This is a genomic window from Candidatus Hydrogenedens sp. (assembly GCA_035361075.1).
Lineage (GTDB): Bacteria > Hydrogenedentota > Hydrogenedentia > Hydrogenedentales > Hydrogenedentaceae > Hydrogenedens.
On record DAOSBX010000008.1, the window covers coordinates 61,929 to 88,379 of the forward strand.

17 protein-coding genes are annotated in these 26,451 nt (G+C 37.1%); 6 read left to right on the plus strand and 11 right to left on the minus strand.

What is annotated here, in order from left to right:
* The first annotated feature begins 25 nt into the window (after positions 1–25).
* Both PLJ10_04095 and pbpC read left to right on the plus strand, forming a co-directional pair.
* Entirely contained in the window at positions 26–6,043 is a 6,018-nt protein-coding gene (locus PLJ10_04095) for an MG2 domain-containing protein (GenBank protein HOK08825.1), read from the plus strand.
* A gap of 6 nt (positions 6,044–6,049) precedes the next feature.
* A complete protein-coding gene (gene pbpC / locus PLJ10_04100) occupies positions 6,050–8,374 on the plus strand; it encodes a penicillin-binding protein 1C (GenBank protein ID HOK08826.1) in 2,325 nt (774 codons plus the stop codon).
* Between the two features lie 83 nt (positions 8,375–8,457).
* On the opposite strand, the gene PLJ10_04105 is transcribed toward pbpC, so the two are convergent.
* The gene (locus tag PLJ10_04105; protein HOK08827.1) at positions 8,458–9,828 is read right to left on the minus strand and encodes a Gfo/Idh/MocA family oxidoreductase; all 1,371 of its coding nucleotides are present in this window, start codon (positions 9,826–9,828) and stop codon (positions 8,458–8,460) included.
* A 126-nt stretch (positions 9,829–9,954) separates the two neighbouring features.
* Between PLJ10_04105 and PLJ10_04110 the strand changes: the two genes are divergently transcribed.
* The 4 genes from PLJ10_04110 (at position 9,955) to PLJ10_04125 (ending at position 16,400) form a co-directional block, all read left to right on the plus strand.
* Complete coding sequence (locus PLJ10_04110) at positions 9,955–11,478, plus strand: hypothetical protein (GenBank protein ID HOK08828.1); 1,524 nt, start codon at positions 9,955–9,957, stop codon at positions 11,476–11,478.
* Positions 11,471–12,430, plus strand: coding sequence for a CRISPR system precrRNA processing endoribonuclease RAMP protein Cas6 (gene cas6, locus PLJ10_04115; GenBank protein HOK08829.1), 960 nt, complete (start codon positions 11,471–11,473; stop codon positions 12,428–12,430). The genes PLJ10_04110 and cas6 overlap by 8 nt, the downstream gene beginning before the upstream one ends.
* A gap of 3 nt (positions 12,431–12,433) precedes the next feature.
* Complete coding sequence (locus PLJ10_04120; protein HOK08830.1) at positions 12,434–13,603, plus strand: peptidase U34; 1,170 nt, start codon at positions 12,434–12,436, stop codon at positions 13,601–13,603.
* Between the two features lie 145 nt (positions 13,604–13,748).
* Positions 13,749–16,400: a PAS domain S-box protein gene (locus tag PLJ10_04125; protein HOK08831.1), complete on the plus strand. Its 2,652-nt coding sequence runs from the start codon at positions 13,749–13,751 to the stop codon at positions 16,398–16,400.
* A 10-nt stretch (positions 16,401–16,410) separates the two neighbouring features.
* On the opposite strand, the gene PLJ10_04130 is transcribed toward PLJ10_04125, so the two are convergent.
* The 10 genes from PLJ10_04130 to PLJ10_04175 all read right to left on the minus strand — a co-directional run bounded on the left by PLJ10_04130 (position 16,411) and on the right by PLJ10_04175 (position 26,339).
* Positions 16,411–17,124: a DUF434 domain-containing protein gene (locus PLJ10_04130; protein ID HOK08832.1), complete on the minus strand. Its 714-nt coding sequence runs from the start codon at positions 17,122–17,124 to the stop codon at positions 16,411–16,413.
* Positions 17,125–17,156: 32 nt separating this feature from the next.
* On the minus strand, positions 17,157–17,597 hold the full coding sequence (locus PLJ10_04135) for a hypothetical protein (protein ID HOK08833.1): 441 nt from the start codon (positions 17,595–17,597) through the stop codon (positions 17,157–17,159).
* Positions 17,598–17,631: 34 nt separating this feature from the next.
* Positions 17,632–18,099, minus strand: a complete 468-nt coding sequence (gene smpB / locus PLJ10_04140; protein ID HOK08834.1) for an SsrA-binding protein SmpB — start codon at positions 18,097–18,099, stop codon at positions 17,632–17,634.
* A 26-nt stretch (positions 18,100–18,125) separates the two neighbouring features.
* Positions 18,126–19,448, minus strand: a complete 1,323-nt coding sequence (tolB, locus tag PLJ10_04145) for a Tol-Pal system beta propeller repeat protein TolB (protein HOK08835.1) — start codon at positions 19,446–19,448, stop codon at positions 18,126–18,128.
* 80 nt (positions 19,449–19,528) lie between these two features.
* Positions 19,529–20,311 (minus strand): TonB C-terminal domain-containing protein, encoded by a 783-nt coding sequence (locus tag PLJ10_04150; GenBank protein ID HOK08836.1) that lies wholly within the window; start codon positions 20,309–20,311, stop codon positions 19,529–19,531.
* A gap of 197 nt (positions 20,312–20,508) precedes the next feature.
* Positions 20,509–21,822 carry a pyridoxal phosphate-dependent aminotransferase gene (locus PLJ10_04155; GenBank protein ID HOK08837.1) on the minus strand — a complete coding sequence of 438 codons (1,314 nt, stop codon included), beginning with the start codon at positions 21,820–21,822 and terminating at the stop codon, positions 20,509–20,511.
* 95 nt (positions 21,823–21,917) lie between these two features.
* On the minus strand, positions 21,918–23,255 hold the full coding sequence (locus PLJ10_04160; GenBank protein HOK08838.1) for a metallophosphoesterase family protein: 1,338 nt from the start codon (positions 23,253–23,255) through the stop codon (positions 21,918–21,920).
* An 852-nt stretch (positions 23,256–24,107) separates the two neighbouring features.
* The gene (ispF, locus tag PLJ10_04165; GenBank protein HOK08839.1) at positions 24,108–24,605 is read right to left on the minus strand and encodes a 2-C-methyl-D-erythritol 2,4-cyclodiphosphate synthase; all 498 of its coding nucleotides are present in this window, start codon (positions 24,603–24,605) and stop codon (positions 24,108–24,110) included.
* Entirely contained in the window at positions 24,598–25,290 is a 693-nt protein-coding gene (gene ispD, locus PLJ10_04170; protein ID HOK08840.1) for a 2-C-methyl-D-erythritol 4-phosphate cytidylyltransferase, read from the minus strand. Before ispD ends, ispF begins: the two co-directional genes overlap by 8 nt.
* Positions 25,287–26,339, minus strand: coding sequence for a TRAM domain-containing protein (locus PLJ10_04175; GenBank protein ID HOK08841.1), 1,053 nt, complete (start codon positions 26,337–26,339; stop codon positions 25,287–25,289). Before PLJ10_04175 ends, ispD begins: the two co-directional genes overlap by 4 nt.
* Positions 26,340–26,451 lie beyond the last annotated feature (112 nt).

A 26,451-nucleotide genomic window follows, 5' to 3' on the forward strand; every position in this document is an offset into this window, starting at 1 on the left:
ACATAAAAGTAAATGGAGAAGTTCAATGAAAAGTAAATATTTTGTATTTGTTTTCCTATCCATTGTTTGTTGTTTAGTTATCTCTTGTCAAGATAGAAATATAAAGAAGGAGGATAGGACACCTGCAAGTAAAGGGGTTGGGAAGTCTCCTGAAGGAGTGCAAGGAGTTCCAAAAACGGTGGGTGAGAGCGTATCATTACAGCCGATATATCAATATCCAATGGCTGGGGAAGTGATAGATAAAAAATTTATGTTGGTGTTTGATAAAAAGGTATATTTCCCATCAGATGTATCTGTTGATGATTATATAAAGACAGAGCCGCCGTTGAGGGGAGTTGTAGAATGTTTGGGGAATGCAATCGTTTTTAATTTATTGCAGGATTTGCCTACAGATGTTGAAGATATTAAGATTTGTGTACATCCACAGTTGCAGTCGGAAGATGGCTTGAAAATAGATCCTCAAAAGTTGTGTTATCAATTACCAACAAAGGGTATTAAGGTTTTAGAAGGTCAATTTAAGGATGTAAATGAGAGCCGTTTTTTGTTTTCGTTGAAGTTTAGTCAGGCGGTTTTGGCGGGAGATGTGAAGTCGTTTATTTTATTAACTAATAAGGATGGAGGAGATGTTGAGTTTAGTGTGCAGGATACAGGGAATCCAACGGAGGTAGTTGATTTAGAGATAAAGAGGTCTGCTGATGAGCCGTATAAGATGCTGATAAAGCCTGGGTATTGGGACAGTGAAAAGAGATATAAGGGGCAAGGGGCATATTTTGAATTTCCTTTGAAAGAGCGGTTGGAGGTGGTTGAATGTAAGGTGAGGGAGTATGGATATTTACAAATTACGTTTTCAAGACCTGTTTCGGGCAGTGTTATTTTAAAATCTGTTTATGTGACTTATCCTAATCAGGCGAGGATTGAATATAATGCGATTCCTGCGGATTGGGGGATGGTTAATGAGCCTGTAATTAGCACGGCATATACTATGGCAAATGTGGAACCTGATTATTGGAGGGTGTTAGATGCGGTATCGTCCTCGGGAAAAACCTTTAATGTGGGGGATTACATTAAGGAGAAGGGATCTAAATCATGGTTGTTAAAGGTTAAGCCAGGCATCTCGGTGGATATTATTAATGTAGGCATAAAACAGTATACGTGGTCAACGGATTATGCCCTTTTACAGGAGGAGTATAAATGGACTTCTCAAAGGAGTACATCTGATTTTAAGATTGATTATATATACTGGAATAACAAAGGATTGGATGGTGTTTCGTGTTCGGTTAATATGCCTCCGATTGATATTGATAAGGCTATAAACTATCTTGAAATAATTCCTCCTGTTGAGAATCTTTTGTTGCAGACGAAGGGATGGGGTAATATTCAGATTGATGGTGATTGGAAATCAGGTATAAATTATGTGATGAAATGGAAAGCAGGATTGGAATGGGGAGGCGATTCTATTTCTGGATATAAGGTTTTATCAAATGATTATGTATATCCGTTGGCGAAGGTTCCGGAGTATAAAACGTTAGATTTTGCAAATGATGATAAATATTATATAGTTCCTCTTCATGAAAAAAATTTTGTGCGTGTTGGTAGTCGTAATGTTCCGAAGGGTTATATTCACGTTTATGAGGTGATTACGGAAAATCTTCCTGTATGGATAGGGAATGTTTCGGCGAATAGTATTCCGTTTGAAATAAATGAGAGGACGACAAAATATCTGACTGCTATTCCTGTTGAATTTCCGAATTGTATTGATAAAGCGAGTTATGTAGATGTTGATTTGACAAATTACTTGGCTGGGTATCCGAAAGGGGTTTTTACATTATGTTTATCAGATACAAAGAAACCGGGTGTGTTGAGGGCATCATGGGAAAATAAGGCTTCTACCTCATCAGGAGAGGAAGATGACGAGGAATATGAAAGGTATGATTATGAAGATGAGTGGGGGTATGGTGATGAGAATCGATTTTATTCGGATTATAAAGGAGTTCGAAGTGATATATGTTATGTGTTGTGGACAAGATTGGGGGTTGTTTCGCATTGGAATGATACGGGGTTGATTGCCTTTGTACATGATTTGTTAGATTTAACTCCGCAAGCGAATGCAGTTGTAACGGCTTATTCGATTAAGAATCGTAAAGTAGGTGAAGGTATAACGGATAATAAGGGTTTTGTGAAAATATCAGTTGATGATAAAGGGTTGGGAAGTCCATATCTATTGACGGTTCGTACTGATAAAGATTTTACCTTTGTATTTTTGGTTCCTAAACCGCTACCTACCTTTAAGGATTTGGAGAAGTATGATAAATATGATAGTGAAGGATATGATGCTTTTATTTATGCGGATAGGAATTTGTATCGACCGGGAGAGACGATTCATTCGAGGTGGATTGTTAGGACAAAGTATGGTTCAGAAGTTGTACATGCTCCTTTAGAATTACGATTTGTTAATCCACAAAATAAGGTGATTTTACGTAAGATAGTGAATTTGTCGGAATTGGGTACGGGTGGTGAAGATATAGTTACAGAGATGACGTATTTGACAGGAAATTATAATTTGGGTTTGTATGTTCCAGGTGGAGAACGTATTTGTGGCTCTACAATTATACATATTGAGGATTTTGTGCCCGACCAGATTAAGACGGAGCTAACTGTTAGTGAAGATTTTTGGGTTGTAGGTTCTAAACAAAGTGTAGAATCTGTTTCTCATTATTTTGTAGGACCACCAGCCAATGATTTGAATTGTAAATGGAAATTGGTTATTACAAAGAAGGAGTTTGAGAGTGATAAATGGAAGGGTTATCGGTTTGGTAACGATGAGATATTTAAGACGGTAGTTATGGATTTAGGGGTTCAAAAAACGGATAAGGATGGTAAATCGAAGTTGGAATTTGTGTTTAATCCACTGGGCTTTATTAATGTACCTGTTGAAATATCGACGATAGCGGAAGTTTCGGAATCTGGTGGCAGGGCAGTTTTTGGTGTTAAGAAGGTTATAGGTTATCCAGAGGATATTGTTTGTGGGTTAGGCCTTGAAAAGATTGGTGATAAGTTGCAGGCGAGTGTTGCTTTGGTGGATAAAAATTTTGACCCTGCTCCGGATCAGGAAGTTGAAGTATTTTTAGAGAAAGTTGAATGGACTTATGTGAATCGTGTTTATAGAGGAGCTTTTCCGCAATGGGAACGTGTCTTTAAAGTTATTGAACAGAAAAAAATAGTCACCAATAATGGGATGGCTGTTGTTTTATTTGATAGTCCGTTACCGTATTATTCTTATAGGATTCGGGCGCAAAGAGTTGGTTCAAAAGTTTTTTCAGAACGTTCGTTTTATTATGTTCCTTCGCAAATGATTGACTTGAAAGATAAGCCTCCAGAACTGGTAAAAATACATATTGAGGATAAAAGGTGGTCTGTTGGTGAGGATGTTCCTGTAACTATTGAAGTGCCTTTCGATGGTAAGGCTGTGGTAATAGTTCAGGGAGACAAGATATGGGATGGGCAGATTATAGATATTGTTTCGGGGAAGGGGATGTTTTCATTGCCAATAAAAGAAGAATATTATCCGAATGTTTGGGTTGGAGTTTCGGCGCTACACGTGCCTACCAAAGAGGAAGTGGAAATTAGCCCATATTCTTCATTTTCTTTTGCTAAAGTTGAGGTAGAAAATCCGAAAGGCAAATTAAATCTTGTTTTTTCTGATTTGCCTACAGAGGTAAAACCGCAGACGGAGGTTGAGGTATCCGTTCGGGCAACGGATAAGGATAATAGACCCTTGGTAGGAGAGTTGACAATTGCTTTAGTAGACGAAGGGATACATTCAATAGTTGGGTATATTTCACCTGACCCGTATGCGTGGTTTGGTAGGGCTCGTTATTCACCCATTCAACGAGTACATTATTATGACCATGTGGCTTATCATTATGACCCAACCTTACCTGGTGGTGATATGTTGGCGAGAATGTTATCATCTGGGAAGCCTGAAATAAGTGATACCTGGATTAAACCTGTTGCTTTATGGTCTGGTGTAGTTCGTACTGACGAACAGGGTATCGCAAAGGCTTCTTTCCGTTTGCCTGAATTTAATGGTACGTTACGAATAGTGGTAGTAGGTGTTAACAAAGAGCTGGTGGGTTCTGTTGAAGGTTCGTTATTTGTTCGTAGACCTTGTGTGATTCAGACACATTTGCCAAGATTTTTACGACCTAATGATAAGGCGATACTATTTGCAAGGAGTTTGAATTCTCAAGATGTTCCGTTAGATGTCAAGGTTTCTATGTCGCCGAGTGAAGCACTTCAAATAATACCTACATTTTTTGAATGGGAATCAAAACCTCAAAGTCTTAGTTTATCACCCGAAATAAATTTAACTTGTGTGTCTGGTTTAAGTCAGGCGAAGATTGATTGGCAATACCAAATTGTTGATAAACAAGGAAATGTGGTTGACCAATTTAGTCAAGAGACGCCTATACCTAATCGAATCCCTGCGATATATGAGCAACGGAGAAAAACGTATATGATTTCTCCAGGGGAGATACTTAAATTGGATACTAACGATTTTGTTGTGGATGACCTGTTAGAGACGGAAATAAAAGTGGGAGGTAGTCCACTATTACAAATAGAGCCGGCTATATCGTGGTTGTGGAAGTATCCGTATTCATGTTGTGAACAAAAAATTTCACGATTATATGGGTTGTATCTATTTCGTCATTATGTCCAGAATTCTATGCCAGAGACAATAAATAAGGAGTTATATAATAATATTTTACTAACCCTTGTTAATGAAATATTTGCACACCAGCAGGCAAATGGAGGTTTTTCACTTTGGCCTTATTCGAATTCTACCGACCTTAAAACATCACTTCATACAGCCTTATTGCTGGCTCTTATAAATAGGGATAAAGAATTACAAATTCCTGAAAAGCCATATCGAAGGCTTATGGAGTTTTTGCAAGATGTGTGTCGTAGAGGTGATTCGGAGAATAGTGTAGCCTGGGAGGCTCAGGCGTTTGCAACGCTTATCTTATCTATCAATGGAGACCCATCCGCAAGTGAGCGTTTGGTGAATTATTTGAAAGTAGATTTGCCTCGGAATTTGAGGGTTATGCTTCTTATGGGTGCACATATCTGTGGTAAGCCTAAAGAGTTTATTGTCCCCTATGTTAAATTATTGACCTGGGAGACAGAACATGAGAATGTAAAGAATACATACGAGTTTAATTCTCAACAAATGAGGTCTTTGGCTTTAAAGCTTATTTCGCATGTAATAGCAGACTCATCGCCGGATATAATTATAGATTGTCAGAGACCATTAATTGAATATGTATCTAAATCGTATTCTTTTACCACTTATGAATTAGCCTTTGTGTTAATGGCATTGGATATGAGTTTTAAGAAATTAGGGGTTCAGCCGTCGGAATGTGTTGCTCAAATCAATATAAACGGTCAAATAGAGGATTTGAAGGGAACCGAATTATTTTTTAAGAAGGTTAAAGGAACGACTCAGGTAGAAATACAGAATAAATGTGAATCGCCTTTGTTTGTTTTGTGGAGTATTCATGGAGTTCCGACCAATCCGCCTACAGGTGAGGAGTCGCAGGATATTCAGTTAACAAGAATGGTATATACACAGCAGAAAAAAGTGTTGACGGATAATAAATATTCTCAAGGAAATGTGTACTTACTTTTGTTTACAGTTAAACCGGAGTACGATGTTGATAATCTTATTTTGTCGCAGTTGTTACCAGCAGGATTAGAAATAGAAAATCCACGGTTAACTCCGGAAGGGATGGATGATATGATTTCGGGGACATTAAAATATTCCTTTAGGCAGATTAATCCGGAGCATGTAGAGATACGGGATGATAAATTAATAGTTGCTTTTCCACCGTTAGAATCTTCGAAGGATCTTGTATATGCTTATGGATGTATTGTGCGTGCAATTACAAAGGGTAGTTTTGAGTTTCCGGGTGCACGAATTGAAGATATGTATAAGCCTGAAATATTTGCGAGATTATCTACACAACAGATAGAGGTTGAGTAATAGTAGATGAGACGAAGATGGTTCATATTGACACTAATTGTATTTTGTGGTTTTTTTATCATTATAAGTGTGATTGATATTGTTTATTTGTGGAATTTAGGTCCGACTAATCCGTGCGATTTTTTGCATGTTGATTATTCCCCCAGAGTATTTTCTAAAGAGGGTCAACTTTTATGGGTTGGTTTGAATAGTGCTCAACAATGGTGTTTGCCAGTAGATATACATAAGGTTACGCCACATCTTATTGATGCTACAGTTTCAATAGAAGACCAACGATTTTGGGAACATAGAGGAGTAGATATTGTTGCTGTATGCCGTGCTATTTTTCAGAATATACGTGCCCGACGAATAGTGTCAGGTGCATCAACAATTACGATGCAGGTGATAAAACAATATTATCAGCAACATGGAAATGGTTTTATAAATTCAAATATCGGCAAATTCCAATTTAAGTTATTGCAGGCAATTCAATCTTTGCGTCTGGAACGGTGTGCTACCAAAGAGGAGATATTGCAGACTTATTTGAATAATGTATCTTATGGTGGAAATTTGTTAGGGGTTGAGTCGGCAAGTTGGCGTTATTTTGGTAAGACGGGGGAAGTTCTGAATATTGGAGAATGTGCTTTATTAGCGGGTTTACCGAAATCGCCAGAGATATATCGGCCAGATAGATGTCCACGTATAAGTATGAACAGAATGAAGTATGTTTTGAATCGGATGAAAGAGGAGAATTATATCACTGATGGGCAATATAAGCAGTATATAGAATCTCCACTGAAAATAGCCTTTTATCCTTTCCCTTGTTATGCACAACATTGGATTGCGAGACATAAGAATTTGTTCGATAAGGAGAAGAAGATTTTTACTTATTTGGATTATGAGTTACAGGTACAAGTTGAAGAGATATTAAAGAAAAGAGTTCAGCAATGGTCTCCAGAAATATCCACTGCATCAGCGATGGTGGTTGATGTTCCGTCGGGTGAGGTATTGGTTCGTGTGGGTGGTGTCAAGGAACGTTCCAGAATCCCTGTAAGTTATTTTGACTTTTGTAGTATTCCACGTTCGCCGGGGTCTTCGTTAAAGCCATTTTTATATTGTCTTGCAATGGAGAAAGGATTTCTTTTTCCAGAGGAAATATTATATGATTCTGAATTTGATGTGGGTAATTATGCCCCGAAGAATTTTGATGAATTATACCACGGTTTTATTGATGCAACGACTGCGCTTCGCTATTCATTGAATATTCCTGCAGTGCTTTTGTTGGAACGATTGGGGACGTATCCTTTTGTTGAGAGACTGAGAAATTGCAGTGTTCATTTGAAGTCAGAGGTAACAACATATAAGAACTCAAATTTGGGGGTTATTCTTGGGAACTGCGAAGTGAGTATGGAGGAGATGATGCAGGCTTACTTCTGTCTTGCACATGAGGGGTATTTTAAGCCGTTGAAAATTGTAAGGGATGAGAAGGAAGTGGAAGGATTTCAGGTATTTGATCGTGGAAGTGTTTTAGTTTTATATCGAATGATGGAAGGGAAATTGAGTGGGGAAAAGATAAAGGATGCGGTTCGCTTTTCTCGATCGCCTACTCGTATTTGTTGGAAAACAGGAACGTCTTCTGGGCGAAAGGATGCATGGGCATTTGTGTTTAATGAACAGTATGTCGTTGGAGTATGGATGGGTAACCCTCAATCTACTGGTAGTGCAAAATTGGTTGGGGCTTTATCAGCATATCCTGTGGCTTGTGATATATTTCGAATACTTCCGATGAAGAAGAATGAAAAGGAATTCCCTGATTTTACTGATGATGCGGTGAAACAGATTGAGGTGTGTAGTTTAAGTGGTTTGCCAGTTAACCCTCATTGCAAATCAAAAAAATTAGTATATGTTTCATCAAACACGCCAATATCGCGGATATGTGATGTGCATTATTTTGATGCTCAGTCGGGGATGGTTAAGGAACGGTTTCCATCTCGTAGTCGGGGTTGGGATTTAGCACGTGTAAGTACTGTCCAAAAAGGGGATGATAATGAAGAAGTTCTTACAGAATTAAAAATATTAAATCCGGCAGATGGTGCAAAATTCGTTTATAGCCACGTACCATCCAATAGCATGATAAAACTGCGGAGTTCAAAGGATAATATGAGTACTATTCATTGGTATGTTGACGACCAATATTTAGGTAGTAGTACTTGGGAACAACCGTTATGGTGGAATCTTGTTCCTGGAAAGCATAAGATTTATTGTTTGGATTCTTCTAATAATGAGGATGTAGTATTTGTTGAGGTTTTTTTACCTGAGGAGATGATGAAAATAGCACATAGAGAAAACTAATCACTTTATAGTAAAAAATTGCATAATACTGATAAGTAAATGCGTTGTCGAATAACTAATGCTACGATTTAAAACTGGTTTGCTTACCCGTAGATAATTCCTAATGGCGGGTACTCTCTCCATCTTCCTCGCGTAAAGTCTGGAAAATCCTGAGGTGCACCGCGTTGGGCTACAGAGCGTTCACTTAATTCGCAAACGGCACTCCATGAGGCTGCATCGTAAACATTCAAATCTGTTGGTAAACCTTTGCGGAGGCATTCAATTAAACGGAAATCCTCGATGAAATCCATTCCACCATGTCCGGCTCCTTTGGCAGAATCCTGCATCGCTTTCCATAACGGATGTTCCCATTGCTCGGCATATTTCTCCAAGGGTTCAAATTCTTCTTTTTCAGATAAACCTTCGACAAAAATACGTGGAGGATAGTCCATAATGACGCCTTTTGTTCCCTGCACCATATTAATTCGGCTGTAAGGACGAGGTAAATTTGTGTCATGCACGATATATATTGTACATCCGTTAAAGGTTTTTATAATGCTTAAGTTCACATCCCCTAACACATATTTTTCATTTCTACGGGGGTCATCCTCAGGTAGCGTTTTTTGGTATTCTTGGAGGCCTCGAGATTTGCTACTAACTGAAACCAAATACTCAAACTGGTCTCCGCGATTGATGTTCATATATTGAGCTACGGGTCCCAAGCCATGTGTGGGATATAGATTTCCGTTTCGTTTCATCGAATGAGCACGTCGCCAGAGTCCTTCTCCGTCCTTACTGAATTTTACGCCTCTTAAATCATGCAGATAGCCACATTCGCCGTGAATAATTTCTCCTAACAAACCTTTTCGAACCATGTGGAGCATCATTAATTCTGTACGATTATAACAGCAGTTTTCCATCATAACGCAATGTTTTTTATATTTTTCTGCTGTTTCGACGAGTTGCCAGCATTCCTCTAATGTAACAGCTGCGGGAACTTCGGTGGCTGAATGTTTACCATTTTCCATTGCGGAAACACACACGGGAACATGCCACTCCCAAGGGGTTGCTGTGTAAACTAAATCCAATTCTTCTGTTTCACACATTCGTTTAAAATCCAATTCCCCATTTGTATATCCTTTGGGTTCGGGTTGTCCTGCTGACACAGCCATTTTTTTAACTCGTTCTACCTTTTCAGGAACAATGTCGCAGACTGCCTTTAATTGTACACCTTCTATCTTTAGTAAGTTCTTTACATGATTTGTCCCCATACCTCCTACACCAACAAATCCGACGCGAACCGTTTCCATTGGAGGAGCGGAGAAAAATTCTGCTGGGGCAGGTGTATTACGAATAGAATTCGTTGCGGGTTGATTCTGTGCAGAACCTTTCATTGCAAATGCCATCGAAACTAAACCTGAAAGCGATAAAAATGACCTGCGAGAAAACTCGAAATGTTTGTTATCTTTTTCCATTTTCTTATTCCTTTAAAATGGGTTTAATTATTTTTTGCGTATTTATTTGAAAAAGTAATAATATAATAATTTAATTAACATTAAACTTTATTTGAATGTGAAAATTCAAACAATAGGATATCTTAAATGGACGCTTATTTGTTTATATGTCTCGGTACCCGAGATGTACAAATTAGAGATGAAGTCGGATTAGATGAAAAAGTACAAATGGAGTTGAAAGAATACCAATATCCTTTAGGTAAAGATAATAGAAATTTTCGAGAGTTAAATGTTCGTAAATTTGGACATTGGTTAAATAATAATTTTGATTCAATAAAAGAGATAATAGAGATACCATTGATAGAGCCTTTTCTCAGTTACATAGAAAAAAAAGACAAATTGATACATAGGATATATCTTATTGCAACGGATCAATCAAAGACAGTAAGTAAAACTGACAATGAACATGTTTGCAGAGATACTTGTACAATAGCTAAGTTTTTAGAAGAAAAGTTTTTTCCTTATTACTACAAAAAGGAAAGTAAACCTTGTCCAGAAATCAAAACAGTTATTCTAAAAAATTCACCTAATAACTACGATTTAATGATTAAAGAATTTGGAGATTTTTTATCCAAAGAATTTGAAATGTTTAGTGAGAATAACAATTATGAGGTATATACAGAAATAACAGGTGGGACTCCTCAAATTAATACTTCTGTAATGTTAAATTGTATTAAATATTATAGGAATAAAGTTAGATTTATTTATAAGTCTGAAAATTCGAGGGATATACAATCTCTTAATGCTGCAGAATATATATTAGGTACATATGAACATGAGAATTTAAAACAACTTGTTGAAAGATATGATTTTGATGCAGTAGTACAAAATAAATCCTATTCAGAGACAATCAGAAATTTATCTTTATCTGCGTGCTATAGAGAAAACTTTGATTTTTTTAATTATAAGAAAGAAATAGACAAAATGTATGATAATGTCCCTATAGGTATGCTTGAGATATTAAGAAAAGATGCGTTTAAATTATGCGAAAAAGAACCCAATTCAATATTTAATGAACTTTACTGGAATACAGTAGTTATGTGGAAGCGAGATGAGTGTGCAAATTTTATAGGAAGAGTTTGGAGAATGATGGAAACATCTCTTCAGTATTCGTTACTTGAAATTATAGGATGTACATGGGATGAAATGATAAAAAATTCAAATGAAAAGCCTTTTGAAAGTAAATTTAGAAAGTGGGCAGGGAATAATAATGATTTTTTTGAATTTTTGGATGAAAATAAAAGCGACTACAATATAAGTTATGTCAAAAAACCGATTGTGCCTAATATGCCTACACTGTTTGCGAGTATTGATTTTCTTGCAGAAACTGGAAATAACCAGAGTAAATATAAGAATATCCAAAAATGGGTAAGAAAACTAAGACCTTTTGCCAGTATGAGAAACAATTCCATTATAGCACATGGATTTGAAAATATATCGAGGGAAAGTATTAGGTCTACCCTTGAAAAGGGAGAAGATATTCTTCTTATTATTAGGTCATTGATTGAGAGTGTAGGGATTCGATTATCGGAAGAGAATCCATTTAATATTTTTAAAGACATTTTAATTGAAATTAGTGAACAAGATTTAAAAGAAATTCTAAATGTTTAACGATCTTAGTTTTACTATACAGCGGGTTCGTTTTTTAGCGGAGGAGCCCTTATTGGTGCCAGAATATAAGGGTTCAATGATTCGTGGTGCATTGGGACATGCATTGAAAAAGGTTTCTTGTGCTTTGAAGAGATTTACCTGTCCGGAATGTCCTATTCGTGAAAAATGTGCTTATAGTGTGTGCTTTGAGACTCCTATCCCAAAATCATCAGAAATTATGAAAAAATATCCCAAAGCACCACACCCTTATATTCTGGAACCGCCTCTTGAAGCCAGAGATCGTTATGAACCTGGAGAAATTTTTGAGTGTAATTTAACTCTCGTAGGAAGGGCAAAAGAATTTTTACCTCATTTTATCTATGCTCTTAATGTTATGGCGGAAGAAGGTTTTGGAAGAGGGCGTGGAAAATCTAAACTTGTGTCGCTGGACTATCTTTCTGCAGAAGGTAAATGGATTCCCCTTTATTCTTCAGAAACAAATGAGTTTGTTGGTGAACCTTATTCTTTTACGATAAAAGATATACTCAACAAAAAGACAACTCTTTTAATTAACAAACAAATTGAAATCCATTTCCTTACACCGACCCGCCTTGTTATTGATGGGAATTTACATGATAAAGGAGAAATCCCGCATATATTTCCAGGACTGCTCCGTAGATTGACCCTGTTACAATATTTTTTCTGTGGTGGATATTTAGAAAAAGAAGTGAGCCCTCTACTTGAAACAGTAAAAAAACTTCAGCCTTTGTATTCTGCATTTCAATGGCAAGACTGGGTTCGTTATTCTTCGCGTCAGGACCGAAAGGTTGTTATGGGAGGTTTTATAGGTTCCATACTGTATGAGCACATTCCTCCTGAAGTTATTGAGATTCTTTGCTGGGGCGAGTATCTCCATATCGGAAAAGGAACGGTTTTTGGATTAGGTAAGTATAATCTTTTACCTGTGAATTAAAATATGTGTGATACAGTTGTTTTTGTTGATAATCAAAGGGTGTTTTTCGCTAAAAATTCTGATCGAGAAGTAACCGAACCGCAGGTTCTATTCTGGCAGTCAAGAAGGACCTATCGAGAAGGAGAGAGCTTAAAATGCACACATATAGTAATTCCTCAGATTAGAGAGACCTATGCCATTTTGATAAGCAAACCTGTCTGGATGTGGGGTGCAGAAATGGGAACGAATGAACTTGGTGTTACTATTGGTAATGAAGCGGTATTTACCAATCAGCCTTACGCTACAACGGGACTTACAGGGATGGATTTACTGCGTCTTGCTTTGGAACGCTCTATGAATGCGAAACAAGCATGCGAGACTATTATTCATTTTGTAGAGGTTTATGGTCAGGGGGGGAATTGCGGTTTCAAGAAAAGGATGTACTACCATAATAGTTTTATTATTGCTGACCCGTGTGGAGCCTATGTTCTCGAAACTGCGGATAAGTATTATGAAGTTGAAAGAGTGCAAGGGTTCCGTTCTATATCAAATGGATTAACGATAAAGGGTTTTAAGGAAAGGTATGAAGACCGAATAAAAAGCCGATTTACTCAGTGCTTAAAACGGAGAAATGCTATTGAACAATGTGTGCCTGATAGTCCGACTATTTCAGATATGTTTAGAATTTTACGACTACACAAAGATGGGCGTGTTTATCCAGAATATCACTGGTTTCATGGTGGAATGGATGCTCCCTGTATGCATGCAGGTGGGTTATTACTTAATTATCAAACTACTGCGTCATGGGTTGCAGAACTTACATCTCGGAATTGTTCACATTGGGTTACTGCCACATCCACACCCTGTATCAGTTTGTTCAAGCCTGTAGAAGTATCACGACCTTTAAGCGGTAGATTTTGCAATGTTTATGGTGAATTTGATGAGGTATTTTGGTGGAAACATGAAAAATTTCAGCGATTGGTTATGAAGAATCCAGAGATTACTTTTCCTGTGTTTGATGGGGAAAGAGAGCAAGTAGAACGGGAATGGCTTGAGAATCCTCCTAAACCTGATACTGCATTTGAGGTTCATGAGCAGTTGCTTTGTCGGTGGCTTGAGAAACTTGGGCAATTGGAAATAACTGATGTGAGACCTGTTTGGGCTCGTTGTTTTTGGAAGGGTAGGGGAATGTAGTTTAGAGGGTCGAAGAAGCAGACAAGTTGGAAGGGTTTGATAAGGTGAATTTGAAATAGGAATGGGAGTTGTGTGAATTTGTATGAATGATAATAAAAAAAGTGTATAATAGAAGTTGATAAACTAATTTTTAAGAAAGAAATGAATGAAATATTTTACTCCAGTATGTGTGGTTTTAGAATTGAAAGAGGGAGGAATTATAACGGACATACAATCGGAGAATAGTCTTTTTTTAGATTTTGAAGTTAAAGAGTATAAGGAGTCTTCGATTTATAATTGGATTTTTGAGCCTTATCGGGAGAGGGTCAAAAGTTTTTTATATCCTGAACAAGGTTATTGTGATGAAAGACAAATAGGTGCATGGTTTGCGAATCGGGCAAATAAGTATTATTGGTGTTCTATAATCATTCCTAAGCAGAATAATCTTTCGACGAACAAAATCATAGTTCAAGATTATACGTCTATTTTGCCTAAACCTTTGAATGTAATTGAGCAAAGTCCTAAGATATACAATTTTTTTCATGAGTTGGATTTGCCTTTAGGAATAACGGATATTGGAGGGCACTGGATAGATGCCAATCCAGCATTATGTTCACTATTAGGGTATACTCGTGACGAATTATTGAAATTAAGTTGGCAGGATGTAACGGACGCGCAAAATGTGGAACGTGAGTCACTAATTTATAGAGAGGCATTAAATAATCATCAGATTTTACTTAGGGGGTTAACGCTTGTTGAAAAGCATTATGTGCGAAAAGATAAGACGACTTTTCGTGCATTGGTTCACACGCTTGCTATTCCTGATGGCCAAAGCTTTCCGATTAGTTGTTTTTTCTCGTATATTGAGAATCTGGATGATAAGGAGCGGTTGCAGAAGGAAGTAGAAAATAATAGAGCGTTTTTGCGTTTGATACTCGATTTACTTCCAGTTCGTGTTTTCTGGAAGGATATAGATTTGCGCTATTTAGGTTGTAATCTTGCTTTTGCACGAGATGCAGGGGAAAAATCACCAGAGGATGTTATAGGTAAGACAGATTATAGTTTCCCATGGAAAATTCAAGCGGATATGTATCGTCAAGATGATAGGGCTGTTATTTCGACTGGGGTGTCTAAAGTATTTTATGAAGAATCACAAACGACGCCTGATGGTGGGTTGATCTGGTTGAGAACGAGTAAAATACCTTTGGTAGGGATAGGTGGAAAATCTATGGGAGTATTGGGTATTTATGAGGATATTACAGAATTGAAAGCTATCATAGATACTCTTAATGAGACCATGTCTATTTTAAAAGCTTTAATTGATTCTGCACCCATGGGGGTTGTTGCGATAAATACAGAAGGGAATATTGAATTTTGGAATAAGGCTACTGAGGAAATATTTGGTTGGGATAGTGATGAAGTAATATCTAATCCTGTTGTTTCATTTATACCCCGTATAACGCAGTTAATATTGGATTATCATAAAGAAGATAGTGGAGGAGAGAACACTTTATCTTATGAGTTTGAGATAGATGAATGTAATAAAAGAGGCGAGTTGCTGAATCTTAGGATTATATATCGTTCTGTTCAAATCACAGAAGGGAAGATGTTACACCTTATTCTTATTCAAGATATTACAAACATTAAGCGAATTCAGATGGAACAAGAACAATTGAGGTTGCAATTACAGCATACTCAGAAATTGGAAAGTTTAGGGGTTATGTCGGGTGCAATTGCTCATGATTTTAACAATATACTCATGGCCATTATGGGGAATATTGACCTTGCTTTGTTAGATTTGCATAATCCAGATGCAATTAAAAATTATCTTGTTGGAATAGATGAATCAGTTAAGAGTGCTGCTGAATTGTGTAAGGAGTTGCTTGTTTTTTCGGGTAAGAAACAACAACCACATCAAGTGTTGAATATTAATAAAATAATCTGTGAGATGGAACATTTACTGAAAATAAGTGTTTCAAAGAAGGTATTATTGGAGTTTGAGCTGGGTACTGAAGATATGATGATATTCGGTGAACCAGGTCAATTTCGTTCGATATTGTTAAATTTGGTTATCAACGCATCGGATGCTATAGGTAATCATAGTGGTCTTATTCGAGTTAAGACATATATAGTAGATTATGATACGGGGTTGATGTGGACTGCATGGTTTAAGGAGGGTATAGAGCCTAAGAAGTATGTAGTTCTTGAAGTTTCAGATACAGGTTGTGGAATGGATAAAGACGTAATCTCAAAAATTTTTGACCCATTTTTCACAACAAAGGATAAAGGCAGAGGATTGGGGTTGGCTATGGTTATGGGGGCAATACGTGCACATTCGGGAACTATAAAAGTATACAGTGAATTAGGGAAAGGAACTGTATTTAAGGTATATCTGCCATATACAAAACCAAATGGGACTTATGTAGAGGTTGAGGTTCAGGAGAAATGGCAAGGGAAAGGGACTATACTTTTTGCGGATGACGAAGCGATTATTCTTCAGATAACGGTAAAAATGCTTGAAAAGATGGGCTTTAATGTTATTTCTGCAAAGGATGGCCGTGAAGCTGTGGAATTATTTGAACAGAACAAAGAGTGTATTTGTGCAGTGATCTTGGATATTACTATGCCTTATTTGGATGGAATAGAAGTAGCACGGCATATTCGTTCTAAGTCTTCGGACATACCTATTTTTCTAAGTAGTGGGCTTCTGAAGCACACGTTGGATGAGAAAGAGCTTGGTTTTTCTATCCAAGGGTTTTTAAATAAGCCGTATAACATGAATGTTCTTTCTAAGATGTTGCAAACATATCTCACATGATTAGTGTAATTTAAGAAATATCTACAATCCAAAACTTGGATAGATGGAATTCAATACTGTTGAAAATAAAATTAAACCAGCACGATACACGGTCTAAAATCCAGCTGTCTGAGGTTAATATAATTCCCCCTTCTGAAATCAGTACGTGGTCAGGGTTGTCCACAAGTTCCACATTCCATTTTTGACCAAAATTTAAAGATATTTCTCGTATCAATTTTGCCAGTTTTCCACTATTAGAGATAGGTTTGTCTAAAAACCAATTTACTTCTGCAGGGTCATAGTATGGCAATCGTTCACCTATCCAGTTTAGAGCAGGGATAGTTTCCTGAACTTTATGATATGAACCGTGTATGCTTGCCATGTCTCGAATACAGCCATCCCTTGCAAGAATTAGAACTCCTCCTGATAACATACTTTCGATAGTGATTAATATGTTATATCCATCGATGTAAATTCTTTTACCAAATAATTCTTCTTCGTCTACTTCGCTTTCTTTTCGTTTTTTTAGTGAATTATCAGAGCATGCAGACCTCTGGACAGCTATTCTTTGTCTTTTTCTTAATTGATAATGGTCTCCAACGATTTTAATGGCGCTTTTTTCTGAATAATTTCGCGTATAAAGGTATGAAAGGTCGCGGACTGCTTCTTTTAATTTAGGTATTTCTTGTGGAGCAAATAATTTTTCATCCAGTGGATTTTTACCCCGATGTTGTTGTTTTGTCATATTAAAGCCATTTTTTATTTATGGTATGAAGGTTAGTTCATATCTGATTTTTTATAGATAGTACTTTCATCTTTTTTTATGAAACTGCTATCATCTTTTTTTATGATACTACTATCATCTTTTTTTATGATGCTTGTGTCTTCAAGTGGATTATCGACATCTTGAGCCAGCCAGAATTCTTTCCATTCTTGTTTCCATTCGTGTTCTGTTTCTTTAAGGTATGCAATAATTCCCCAAAAGACCTCTTCGAATGTAAATTGGTTAGAATTTGCAAAAGTTTCTTTCCAGGTGCCTTGCCTTACAATGCCGTAAAATGTGGATAATCGTCTTAAATGTTTTTCAACGGCACGGTATGGGCTATAAACCCCAGAGATTTTAAGGAATGCGGATGGGCTCATAGGACCGATATAATGAATCCAGAAATCTTTGGGTAGCCATTTTGCTGGATTTTTTTTCTTTTCTTTGGTTTCCATTGTTATACCTCCGTATAACTTATTTTAACACATTTTATCGGTATCGTTTTACAATTCTTTCTATTTCCCGTTCAGTATCTTTCCTTTTTATTTCTTCACGTTTATCTATTACTTTTTTGCCACGTCCTAAGCCTATTTCTACTTTGACCAAGCCATTTTTAAAATATACGCGAAGAGGTATTAAAGTCAAACCTTTTTCTTCGATTTTTCTTCCTAAACGGATTATTTCTCGTTTGTGGAGTAGTAATTTTCTTTTCCTATGTGGGTCATGATTTAGTATGTTTCCCTGTTCGTATGGGCGTATGTAAGAATTGACTAAAAAGAGTTCGCCATCTTCGTAGTCGACATAGGCATCTTGAATTGACATACTTCCTGAAGTTCGTAGGGACTTTACCTCAGTTCCTTTGAGGGCAATTCCAGCTTCATATCGTTCCATAATTTCATAATCAAAATGGGCACGTCTATTTTGAACGATTAATTTTTCTCCACTTTGTCGTGCCATAAAAGCCCTTTTTAAAGATATTATTTTTAGTTACTACTACTCATACGTGGACCCCATGAAGGTCCTTGACATTCCATAGTTAAGTTTGGGACGCGTCGTTCTTCTCCTGTCTTTACATTTACGGTCCATAATTCCCATCTTCCATTTCTTGTGGAACAGAACATGAGATGTCTTGAATCAGGTGACCATGTTGGAGATTCATTGCTTCCGTAGGAGTTGGTTAATCGTCTTGGATTGGAGCCATCAGCGTTCATAACATAGATTTCGAAGCCTTCTCCTTTTTGTTCTACGACGTACGCAATCATTTTTCCATCTGGTGACCATGCTGGGTCATAAGAATTTCCGCCTTGGTATGAAAGTCTTCTTGGTTCACTTCCATCTGCTCCCATGACATGAATTTGTGGGTTTCCACCTCGGTCACTTACGAAAGCAATTTGGGAACCATCTGGCGAAATACAAGGAGATGTATCTGCATCTTTATTTCTTGTGATTCGGACAGGGTTACTTCCGTCCATATTACGGATATAAATTTCCATATTTGCATCTTTACTTAATGTCATAGCTAAACGTTGTCCATCTGGGAACCAAGCAGGAGCAGAGTTTAAGCCAACCTCTTTAGATAAGGGTGTGACTTTGCCAGTTAGACGGTCAAAGATGTATAAGAAAGAGTAACGGTCTTTGTATGATAAGTAGGCGATTTTTGTTCCATCAGGGGAAATTTTAGGTTTTATTGATACAGAACCGTGTTCTGTGATTTGTTTTAGATTTGCCCCATCATAATCTGCGATGAAAAGTTCCTTATTTTTGCCCACAATACCCGTGAAACAAATTTGACTTGTTCCGATACCTGGAATGCCATCAACATAGCCGATGGCTTCTTCAGTAAAGCGATGTGCAGACAATCGAGCGTTTGAGATATCTACTCGAACTTCTTTGCCTACTACTTGATTGTTTGATAAAAGGTCAATTAATCGTATTTGACAAACATACTTATTCCCTTCTCGTTTTACAAAACCGTAAACGATGAATTCTGCTTTTGTAGCCCGCCATGCTTCGAAATTTAAATTGGTTATTTCTCTATCCAATGCGACAAATCCTACGGGATACCTTTCACGAGGTAGAATGATAAAGAGTCCTGAAAATTCGAGGTCATAAGCTACAACCTGTGATAATTCTACAGCGACACCACTTAATTCGGGTGTATCTGGACAAAAAGGTGGGACTGCTACTACAATTCTTGTATCAATACCTCTTACTGATTGAATTCTGATTGCATCCTGTGAATAAAGATTAAATGAGAGGAAAAGAAGAGTAATAAAAACGACAATATACATTTTTTTTGGAACCATAACTTTATCCCTTTTGCTTTAAGTTTGTAGAATCACAAGTATTATAATTGAAATTGATAAAAAATTACATTTGCGGATGTTTATTGTAGCGAAAAGGCATATACTACCAGTTGTTCGTCCTTTGCGAATCCGTCTGGGAAACGGGGGAATGGTGCGGCGAGCAAAATAGCCCGAATACCTGATTCACCTAACTCTGGGTCGCTTGCTTCTTTGGTTACCCTTGGGGTTTCGATGAGTTGTCCCTGTCTGTTTACCCAAAAAGATACTTCTGCTACGTTATTTTCGGGGTCTATTTTAATTCCTTCTGGGACAACCCAAACAGATTCAATTTTTCTTTGGACCTGTCTTGCCCACCATTCCAATTCTGGCGGTAAAGGAGTTGCGACTTCTGCTTTAGGTGCGGGTGGAGTAGGTGGGATTTTCTCTTTTTTCTCTACAGGTTTTTTTTCGGGTTCTGGTTTTGGTTTAGGAGGTTCTGGTTTTTTTTCAGGTTCTGGTTTTGGCTTAGGAGGTTCTGGTTTTTTTTCGGGTTTCGGTTCGGGTTTAGGAGGTTCTGGTTTGGGTTCAGGTTTTGGTTCAGGTTTGGGAGGTTCTGGCTTTGGTGGTTCAGGTTTGGGAGGCTCTGGTTTGGGAGGTTCGGGTTTAGGTGGTTCTGGTGGAGGTTCTTGTGTGATTGGTTTTTCTGGGACAGGGTTCTCTAATGATACCTGAAAAACAAGTGGAATGGGTTCTGGTGTTCTAAATTTATAAAAATAAAAAGGTATGAAAATAAGAATATGGATAAGAATCGAAATGATAAATGCTTTTTTTATCCGTTTCGATTCTTTATTTCTATTCCAATATTCTTGATATAACCATTGCATTTTATAACTATTTTTTTCCCTCCTTTATTGTTTTATAATAACATAAAAAATGTTGGGTATGTAATACTTCCGTGTTTTATATTTTATTTATGTTTAATTTGTTATAAAAGTTCCGATTTTATAACGGAAAAATTTTAAAATAATTAACAATGTTGTGTGATAATGTATGTATTGTTTTGTTGGTATTTTTGGATTAATTAGGATTTTGTTTCGTTAGTGATATAGGAATCGACAGCATGGCGGAGTGTTTTCATAATCCAGGAACGTTTGTTATCATCAGTTTCTAAGAGGGTAATGCGGAAACCATCGTAATTGGATTGGAATCCGCTTAAGGGCACAACAACGATGCCAGTGGAACCCATAAGATAATATACAAAACGTTTGTCGGGAGGTGCATTTTTGACCAGGGTTTCGATGTATTCTTTTATTTTTTTATTTTCGATTGGTAGTGTTTGATGGCTGTTTAACACACCTTCTTTGAACATGACAGTGGCATAGAATGCTCCGCCAGGTCTGTTTAATACGACATGAGGACATCCGTGAAATGCCTCCATAAGTTCGTCTGCACGATTGCTGAATGTAAGGGCACGTTGACGAAGATGTTGTGGATAACGACTATCTCCCATCACTTTGGGGATGACCATTTGTGGAAATGTTGTTGAGCATACTTCTAATCGTTTGGCGGCAAGTAGACTGTCAACATATTCGGAGAAATTGGCATCTTTTTTACGATTTAATACTTCAATCCATCCGCAGCGGGCTCCAGGCCAGGGAAATTCTTTACTGATTCCTCGCATGGCAATACCTGGGACATCTTCAATCCATTGGCTTAGGTGAATTTTTGGATACCCCGGGAAAACAATATGGCTATATATTTCATCGGTAATGATAAATAAATCGTATTCTTTTGCGATTTTAAGTATTTCCTCAAGCACACTTCTTGGATACACGGCTCCTGTAGGGTTATCTGGTGAGAGTAGGAGTATGCCTGCGATGGAGTCGTTATATTTTACTTTGTTTCTAAGGTCATATAAATCGGGCATCCAGTTATTATATGGGTCTAATTTATAGGTGAGGTGACTGTAACCAGAGTGAGCCGCCTCAGCAGAAGAATGAGTGCTATATGCTGGTGAAGGACCTAAGACTCTTGCTTCACGTTTAAGAAAACCGTAGACTTTTGCGACAGCATCTCCGATGCCATTGAAGAAGATGATATCATCGGGTGTAATTTTAGTGCTACCACTTCGTTGATTTACCATTTCGGCTAAAAAGGCACGGGTTTCAGGGACGCCAGCAGTATCACAGTAACCGTAGGTGCGTGAATCATCAATTGTTTCATGAATAATGTCTTTAATCCAGGGGGCAATTTGTTCCCCTTTTTCGATAGGGTCTCCGATATTTTCCCATGTAATAGGTTGACCTAATTCCTTTACTTTATTAGCGATGGCTACGATTTCTCTTATTTCGTAGCTTAAATTACGGGCACCTTCGTGAACAATATTTCGACGCATATAAACCTCTATTAAAAAAATTATGATGGTTGGGTATGTGGAAAAAACCTTCCCCCATGGAAGATACGATTATTATACTATTTTTTTAATAAAAATTAAAATGCGTTGGCAGTTAAAATAGGTTCGAAATATCTTAATGAATCAAAATTGAAGGAGTGTAAGTTTTGTGCAGGTTTGTAGATGATAACTTCGTCTTTGAGATTACCTTCTTTGTCAAAGGAACGGTACGTGAGTTTATTATCTTTTTCCGTCTCGATTGTTATTATTTGATATGTTGGGGTTTTTGTGAATGTTTTTTCAATAAGTTCGGTTGGTTCCTGAGTTTCGTAAGCTTTTGTCCCAGAGAAGGCAATAACGTAGTATGTTCCTTCGTATGGAGAGGATACTTTTTGGTTGTTATTTAATGGATATGTTCGCCAGTAGGAATGGTCATGACCTTGAAAAACAAAATCAACATGGTATTTGTCAATGATAGGTAACCATGCGTCTCTAATGTGTTTGTTATCTCTACGTACTCCCGAACTATAAATAGGTTGGTGAAATAAGAGGAATTTCCATAAACTTTGACTGTGTGCTAATTGATTTTCTAACCAAGCCGTTTGTTCTTCTGGATTATGGTTAGCATTTAGGATAGTAAAATGTGCGTTTGAAAAAAGGAAGGAGTAGCAATATTCTTTTGGGATATTTTCGGGTCCGTTTTGTGGCAGGACGAAGTAGTCGGTGTACATTTTAGGTAACATAGGGCTGGATTTATACTCGTGGTTGCCAATTGTTGGGACTAACGGGTATCGGGCGAATATATCACCTGCGAAGTGGAATAAGGCATCCCAGTCATCCCGTTCATTCCCACGATTTACAAGGTCTCCAGCCATAAGGATAAAGGAGCAATCGGGACATTTTTCAATAGCATTACTAAGCAATTTTCCCCATTCTTCAAATCCAACTTGAGCATCCCCTAAGTATATAAATGAAAAGGTTCGTGGTTGGGCAGGGGCAGTTTTGAAGGAGAACCAATTACTCCAAATATCTTGTGGGATGGAAGCTACTCGGTACTCATAAATTGTGTCAGGTTCTAAAGAATTTAAGGTTATGAACCATCGGAGTATTTCTGGATTGTTTTTCAAGGGTGGGTCTATTATGGAGATGGATTGGGCTTGACTTTTTAATGTGTTTGAATCTTCTTTTTTTCGCCATTCGATGATGCTTTCTTTTACATTTGTGGAGGTGCTCCATTGTATTGAAATTGAATTTTGGGGTGTTTCAGTTATGGTGAGTACTATCTGAGAGGGTGTTTCTGTAACGGGGAAGGGGGTTTCACGTTCTGGAGGTGTTTTTAAATCAGCAAAGGGAGGAAGATTTAAAAAGAATAGGATAACTGTAATTAATAAGAATGAGGTTAGATGTTTTGAATGGAGATTTTTTGTTTTAGTCATTGGTGTTACTTCCTTAACAATAATTTTTAGTGAAATTTTTCTGTTTTTTTATTAGATAGGGAATTGTAGAAAAAAGTTTCGATAAATTGGATATAAAATGAGGAGACTGAATAATGTAGGTATTTAAAAAAGGTGCGCACGGGCATATCTATCGGAACAGGCATAGGAGGGGGGGATAGTAGCCCGTGCGCTGGGGAGGGTACTGTGCAGGGTAGTGAGGGCTGTGTGTGTGTGGTAACTTAGATATGAAATATTTTTGGTTGGGAGGAAGGCCTTTTTTTAACATGAAAGCTAATATGTTTTTGAGGTTGAGAAAGGCCAGATTCAAAATAAAAAGTAGGCTATAATATACCTCACTTTCTACACAATTTGGTGAATTATTCAAATGTCAAAGAGCGAGATTAATTTTACCTTTTTCTCTTCTATATTCTTTTATACTATAAACGTCAAAAAAGTTTCAAAAGTTTACAACGTTTATAATAAATTCTATAAAATACATTATATATTAAATTTTCTTCAAATTTCAATCAATATTATAGCACAAAAAAATTGGAAAATCAAGTTTTTTATCAAAAATTTTTATATCAATTATTTTAACATAAATTGGATTTAGATTATAGGACTACTATTTGAATATTTTGGTTTCTGGAGGATGTAGATTTATTTTTGAGATTGTATTTATATTATTGTAGTTATTCTAGAGCATAAAAGGTGCTTAGACTATGAATCAAGTGTTGTTTATATAACATTTAGTTTAATATGTGTAAAGATTTAAATAGATTTTTAATAGTGGTATAGAGATATGTTAACGTTATGATTGATATTATGTTATGATTTTTGTGATTTAAGGTTTTAACTTTTTTGTGAGATGAGAACTACAGCAAATGCGGAGATGGCTTCTTCTTTGCCTTCTGGTCCGACGCCTTCATTCGTTTTTGCTTTTACGGATGTGCATTCCAAAGGAATTTGAAGAAGTTGGCTTAGGACATCACGCATGGATTTGATGTAGGGTTTAAGTTTGGGTTGTTCGGCAATTATTGTCGTATCGAGATTTACGATTTTCCAGCCATTTTGTTGTAGGACTTGAACGGTTTGTTTTAGTAATATTTTGCTATCGATATTTTTATATTTAGGGTCTGTATCGGGAAAGTAAGTTCCGATGTCACCTAATGCTAATGCCCCTAAGATGGCGTCGATAATGGCATGGATAAGGACATCAGCATCGGAATGGCCTTGTAGACCTTTATGATGGGATATCGTCACTCCGCCGATAATAAGGGGACGTCCTTCAGTAAGTCTGTGTAGGTCGTAGCCTATGCCGATTCGATGTATGAAGTTATGATTAGTCATTTTGGATTATCTTTATTAGGTATTCGCTTAATCTGATATCGAATGGTAATGTAATTTTTATGTTTATGGGGTCTCCAATGACAATGCTAACATTATACCCCATTTCATGGACAAGAGTTGCATCATCGGTGTAGATTATGCCTTTTTGTTTTGCTTGTTCGTGTGCGGATTGGATAATTTCTTTTTTGAACGATTGTGGTGTTTGACATTCATAAAGATATTTTCGGTTAGGGGTATTTTTCAGGAATAATTGTTCGTCTATCTCAAGGATAGTATTTGTTACAGGAATTGCGACGGTTGCGGAACCGAATTTAATTGCTTTTTCTATGGAGTCGGTGACGCAGTTAAGAGGAACGAAAGGTCTTGCACAGTCGTGAATCACGACAATGTCTGTTTTTTTATGTAAATATTGCAGTCCGTTATATACGGAATGTTGTCTTTCATGTCCACCTTCAACGAAGGTGCATGGTGGAAGATTGTATTTTTGGATGATTTCTTTTTCAAAGGTATTGATACAGTTTGGTGGGACAGCAATGATAGGCGGGGCTATCCAATGTAGATTTAGGAGTCTTTTTAATGTCCAGTAAAGTATAGGTTTGTTTCCGATAGGGACTAATGCTTTAGGAATTCCTTTTCCTAATCTGCTTCCGAATCCGCCTGCGGGTATGAGGAGTTGTGCATTCATGAAACTAATGATTGAAATCGAGTGAATATCATTCTACCTGCTGATGTTTGAAGAATACTTGTAACGATGACATTGATTGTGTGTCCGAGATAAGGTTTGCCTCCATCAATAACGACCATTGTTCCGTCATCGAGGTAGCCGATACCTTGTCCTGTTTCTTTTCCTTCTTTGATAACTTTTATTTCCATTTGTTCATCTGGTAGTAAGATAGGTTTTAGTGCATTTGCGAGGTCATTGACATTTAATACACGGACGCCTTCAATTTGTGCTACTTTGTTTAGGTTAAAATCAGTAGTTAAGATTGGGGCATGATATTTTTTTGCAAGGGTTACGAGTTTAGCATCAACTTCACGGACATCTTTTGGATTTTCTTCGATAATCTCGATTTGACATTCGGAGGATTCCTGTAATGCTTTTAATACATCTAAGCCTCGTCTTCCTTTGGCTCTACGGAGTATGTCCGTTGAATCGGCAATATTTTGTAATTCACGTAGGACAAAACGAGGGACAAGAAGTGTTCCTTCGAGGAATCCACTTTTACATATATCTGCAATTCTGCCATCGATGAGTATACTGGTATCTATTATTTTGACATTACTGAAATTTGTTCCTTTCTTTTGGACGGCTGTTATTAGAGATTCCCAATTAGAGGCGCGAGTTATACCGAGGATAATACCAATAAAACCGAATATGAGAACTAATGAAACCATGACGAAAATACGGAGGGTGAGTTCGGCTTGGGGTGCCCAGAAGAAGATATATTGGCCGATGAAATATCCTGCGACCATAGCGAGAACAATGGCAACTAAGGCAGGAGCAATACGTTCATAAATTTCTTGAGTTATAAACTGGATTGCAAACAGAATAGCGATGGCTAATATGGCACCTATTATTCCCCCTAAGACAATCCAGATTTTTGCGGAGAGCCCCAATAGTAAGGCGTGATTATTTCCTGGGTCGGTTAGTTCGCCCGTGAGATAATATGCCCACATTATCCCCATAATTATACAAGCTAACACGAAAACAACTTTAATAATTTTTATAACCATTTTTTATAAACCTTTTTTTGTTAATCCCTTTGTATAATAATTTATCATTATTCTTTTTGTTTTTTCAAAATGCGTTTTGTAGATTTTCTATAATACGAACGTAATTGATATT

Coding starts and splice junctions, on each gene's coding strand:
- PLJ10_04150 (HOK08836.1), bottom strand. CDS start 20,311: ATGCAATGGTTATATCAAGAATATTGGAATAGAAATAAAGAATCGAAA.
- ispD (HOK08840.1), bottom strand. CDS start 25,290: ATGAATGCACAACTCCTCATACCCGCAGGCGGATTCGGAAGCAGATTA.
- PLJ10_04105 (HOK08827.1), bottom strand. CDS start 9,828: ATGGAAAAAGATAACAAACATTTCGAGTTTTCTCGCAGGTCATTTTTA.
- PLJ10_04160 (HOK08838.1), bottom strand. CDS start 23,255: ATGACTAAAACAAAAAATCTCCATTCAAAACATCTAACCTCATTCTTA.
- ispF (HOK08839.1), bottom strand. CDS start 24,605: ATGACTAATCATAACTTCATACATCGAATCGGCATAGGCTACGACCTA.
- tolB (HOK08835.1), bottom strand. CDS start 19,448: ATGGTTCCAAAAAAAATGTATATTGTCGTTTTTATTACTCTTCTTTTC.
- pbpC (HOK08826.1), top strand. CDS start 6,050: ATGAGACGAAGATGGTTCATATTGACACTAATTGTATTTTGTGGTTTT.
- PLJ10_04110 (HOK08828.1), top strand. CDS start 9,955: ATGGACGCTTATTTGTTTATATGTCTCGGTACCCGAGATGTACAAATT.
- PLJ10_04125 (HOK08831.1), top strand. CDS start 13,749: ATGAAATATTTTACTCCAGTATGTGTGGTTTTAGAATTGAAAGAGGGA.
- smpB (HOK08834.1), bottom strand. CDS start 18,099: ATGGCACGACAAAGTGGAGAAAAATTAATCGTTCAAAATAGACGTGCC.
- PLJ10_04135 (HOK08833.1), bottom strand. CDS start 17,597: ATGGAAACCAAAGAAAAGAAAAAAAATCCAGCAAAATGGCTACCCAAA.
- PLJ10_04120 (HOK08830.1), top strand. CDS start 12,434: ATGTGTGATACAGTTGTTTTTGTTGATAATCAAAGGGTGTTTTTCGCT.
- cas6 (HOK08829.1), top strand. CDS start 11,471: ATGTTTAACGATCTTAGTTTTACTATACAGCGGGTTCGTTTTTTAGCG.
- PLJ10_04175 (HOK08841.1), bottom strand. CDS start 26,339: ATGGTTATAAAAATTATTAAAGTTGTTTTCGTGTTAGCTTGTATAATT.
- PLJ10_04095 (HOK08825.1), top strand. CDS start 26: ATGAAAAGTAAATATTTTGTATTTGTTTTCCTATCCATTGTTTGTTGT.
- PLJ10_04155 (HOK08837.1), bottom strand. CDS start 21,822: ATGCGTCGAAATATTGTTCACGAAGGTGCCCGTAATTTAAGCTACGAA.
- PLJ10_04130 (HOK08832.1), bottom strand. CDS start 17,124: ATGACAAAACAACAACATCGGGGTAAAAATCCACTGGATGAAAAATTA.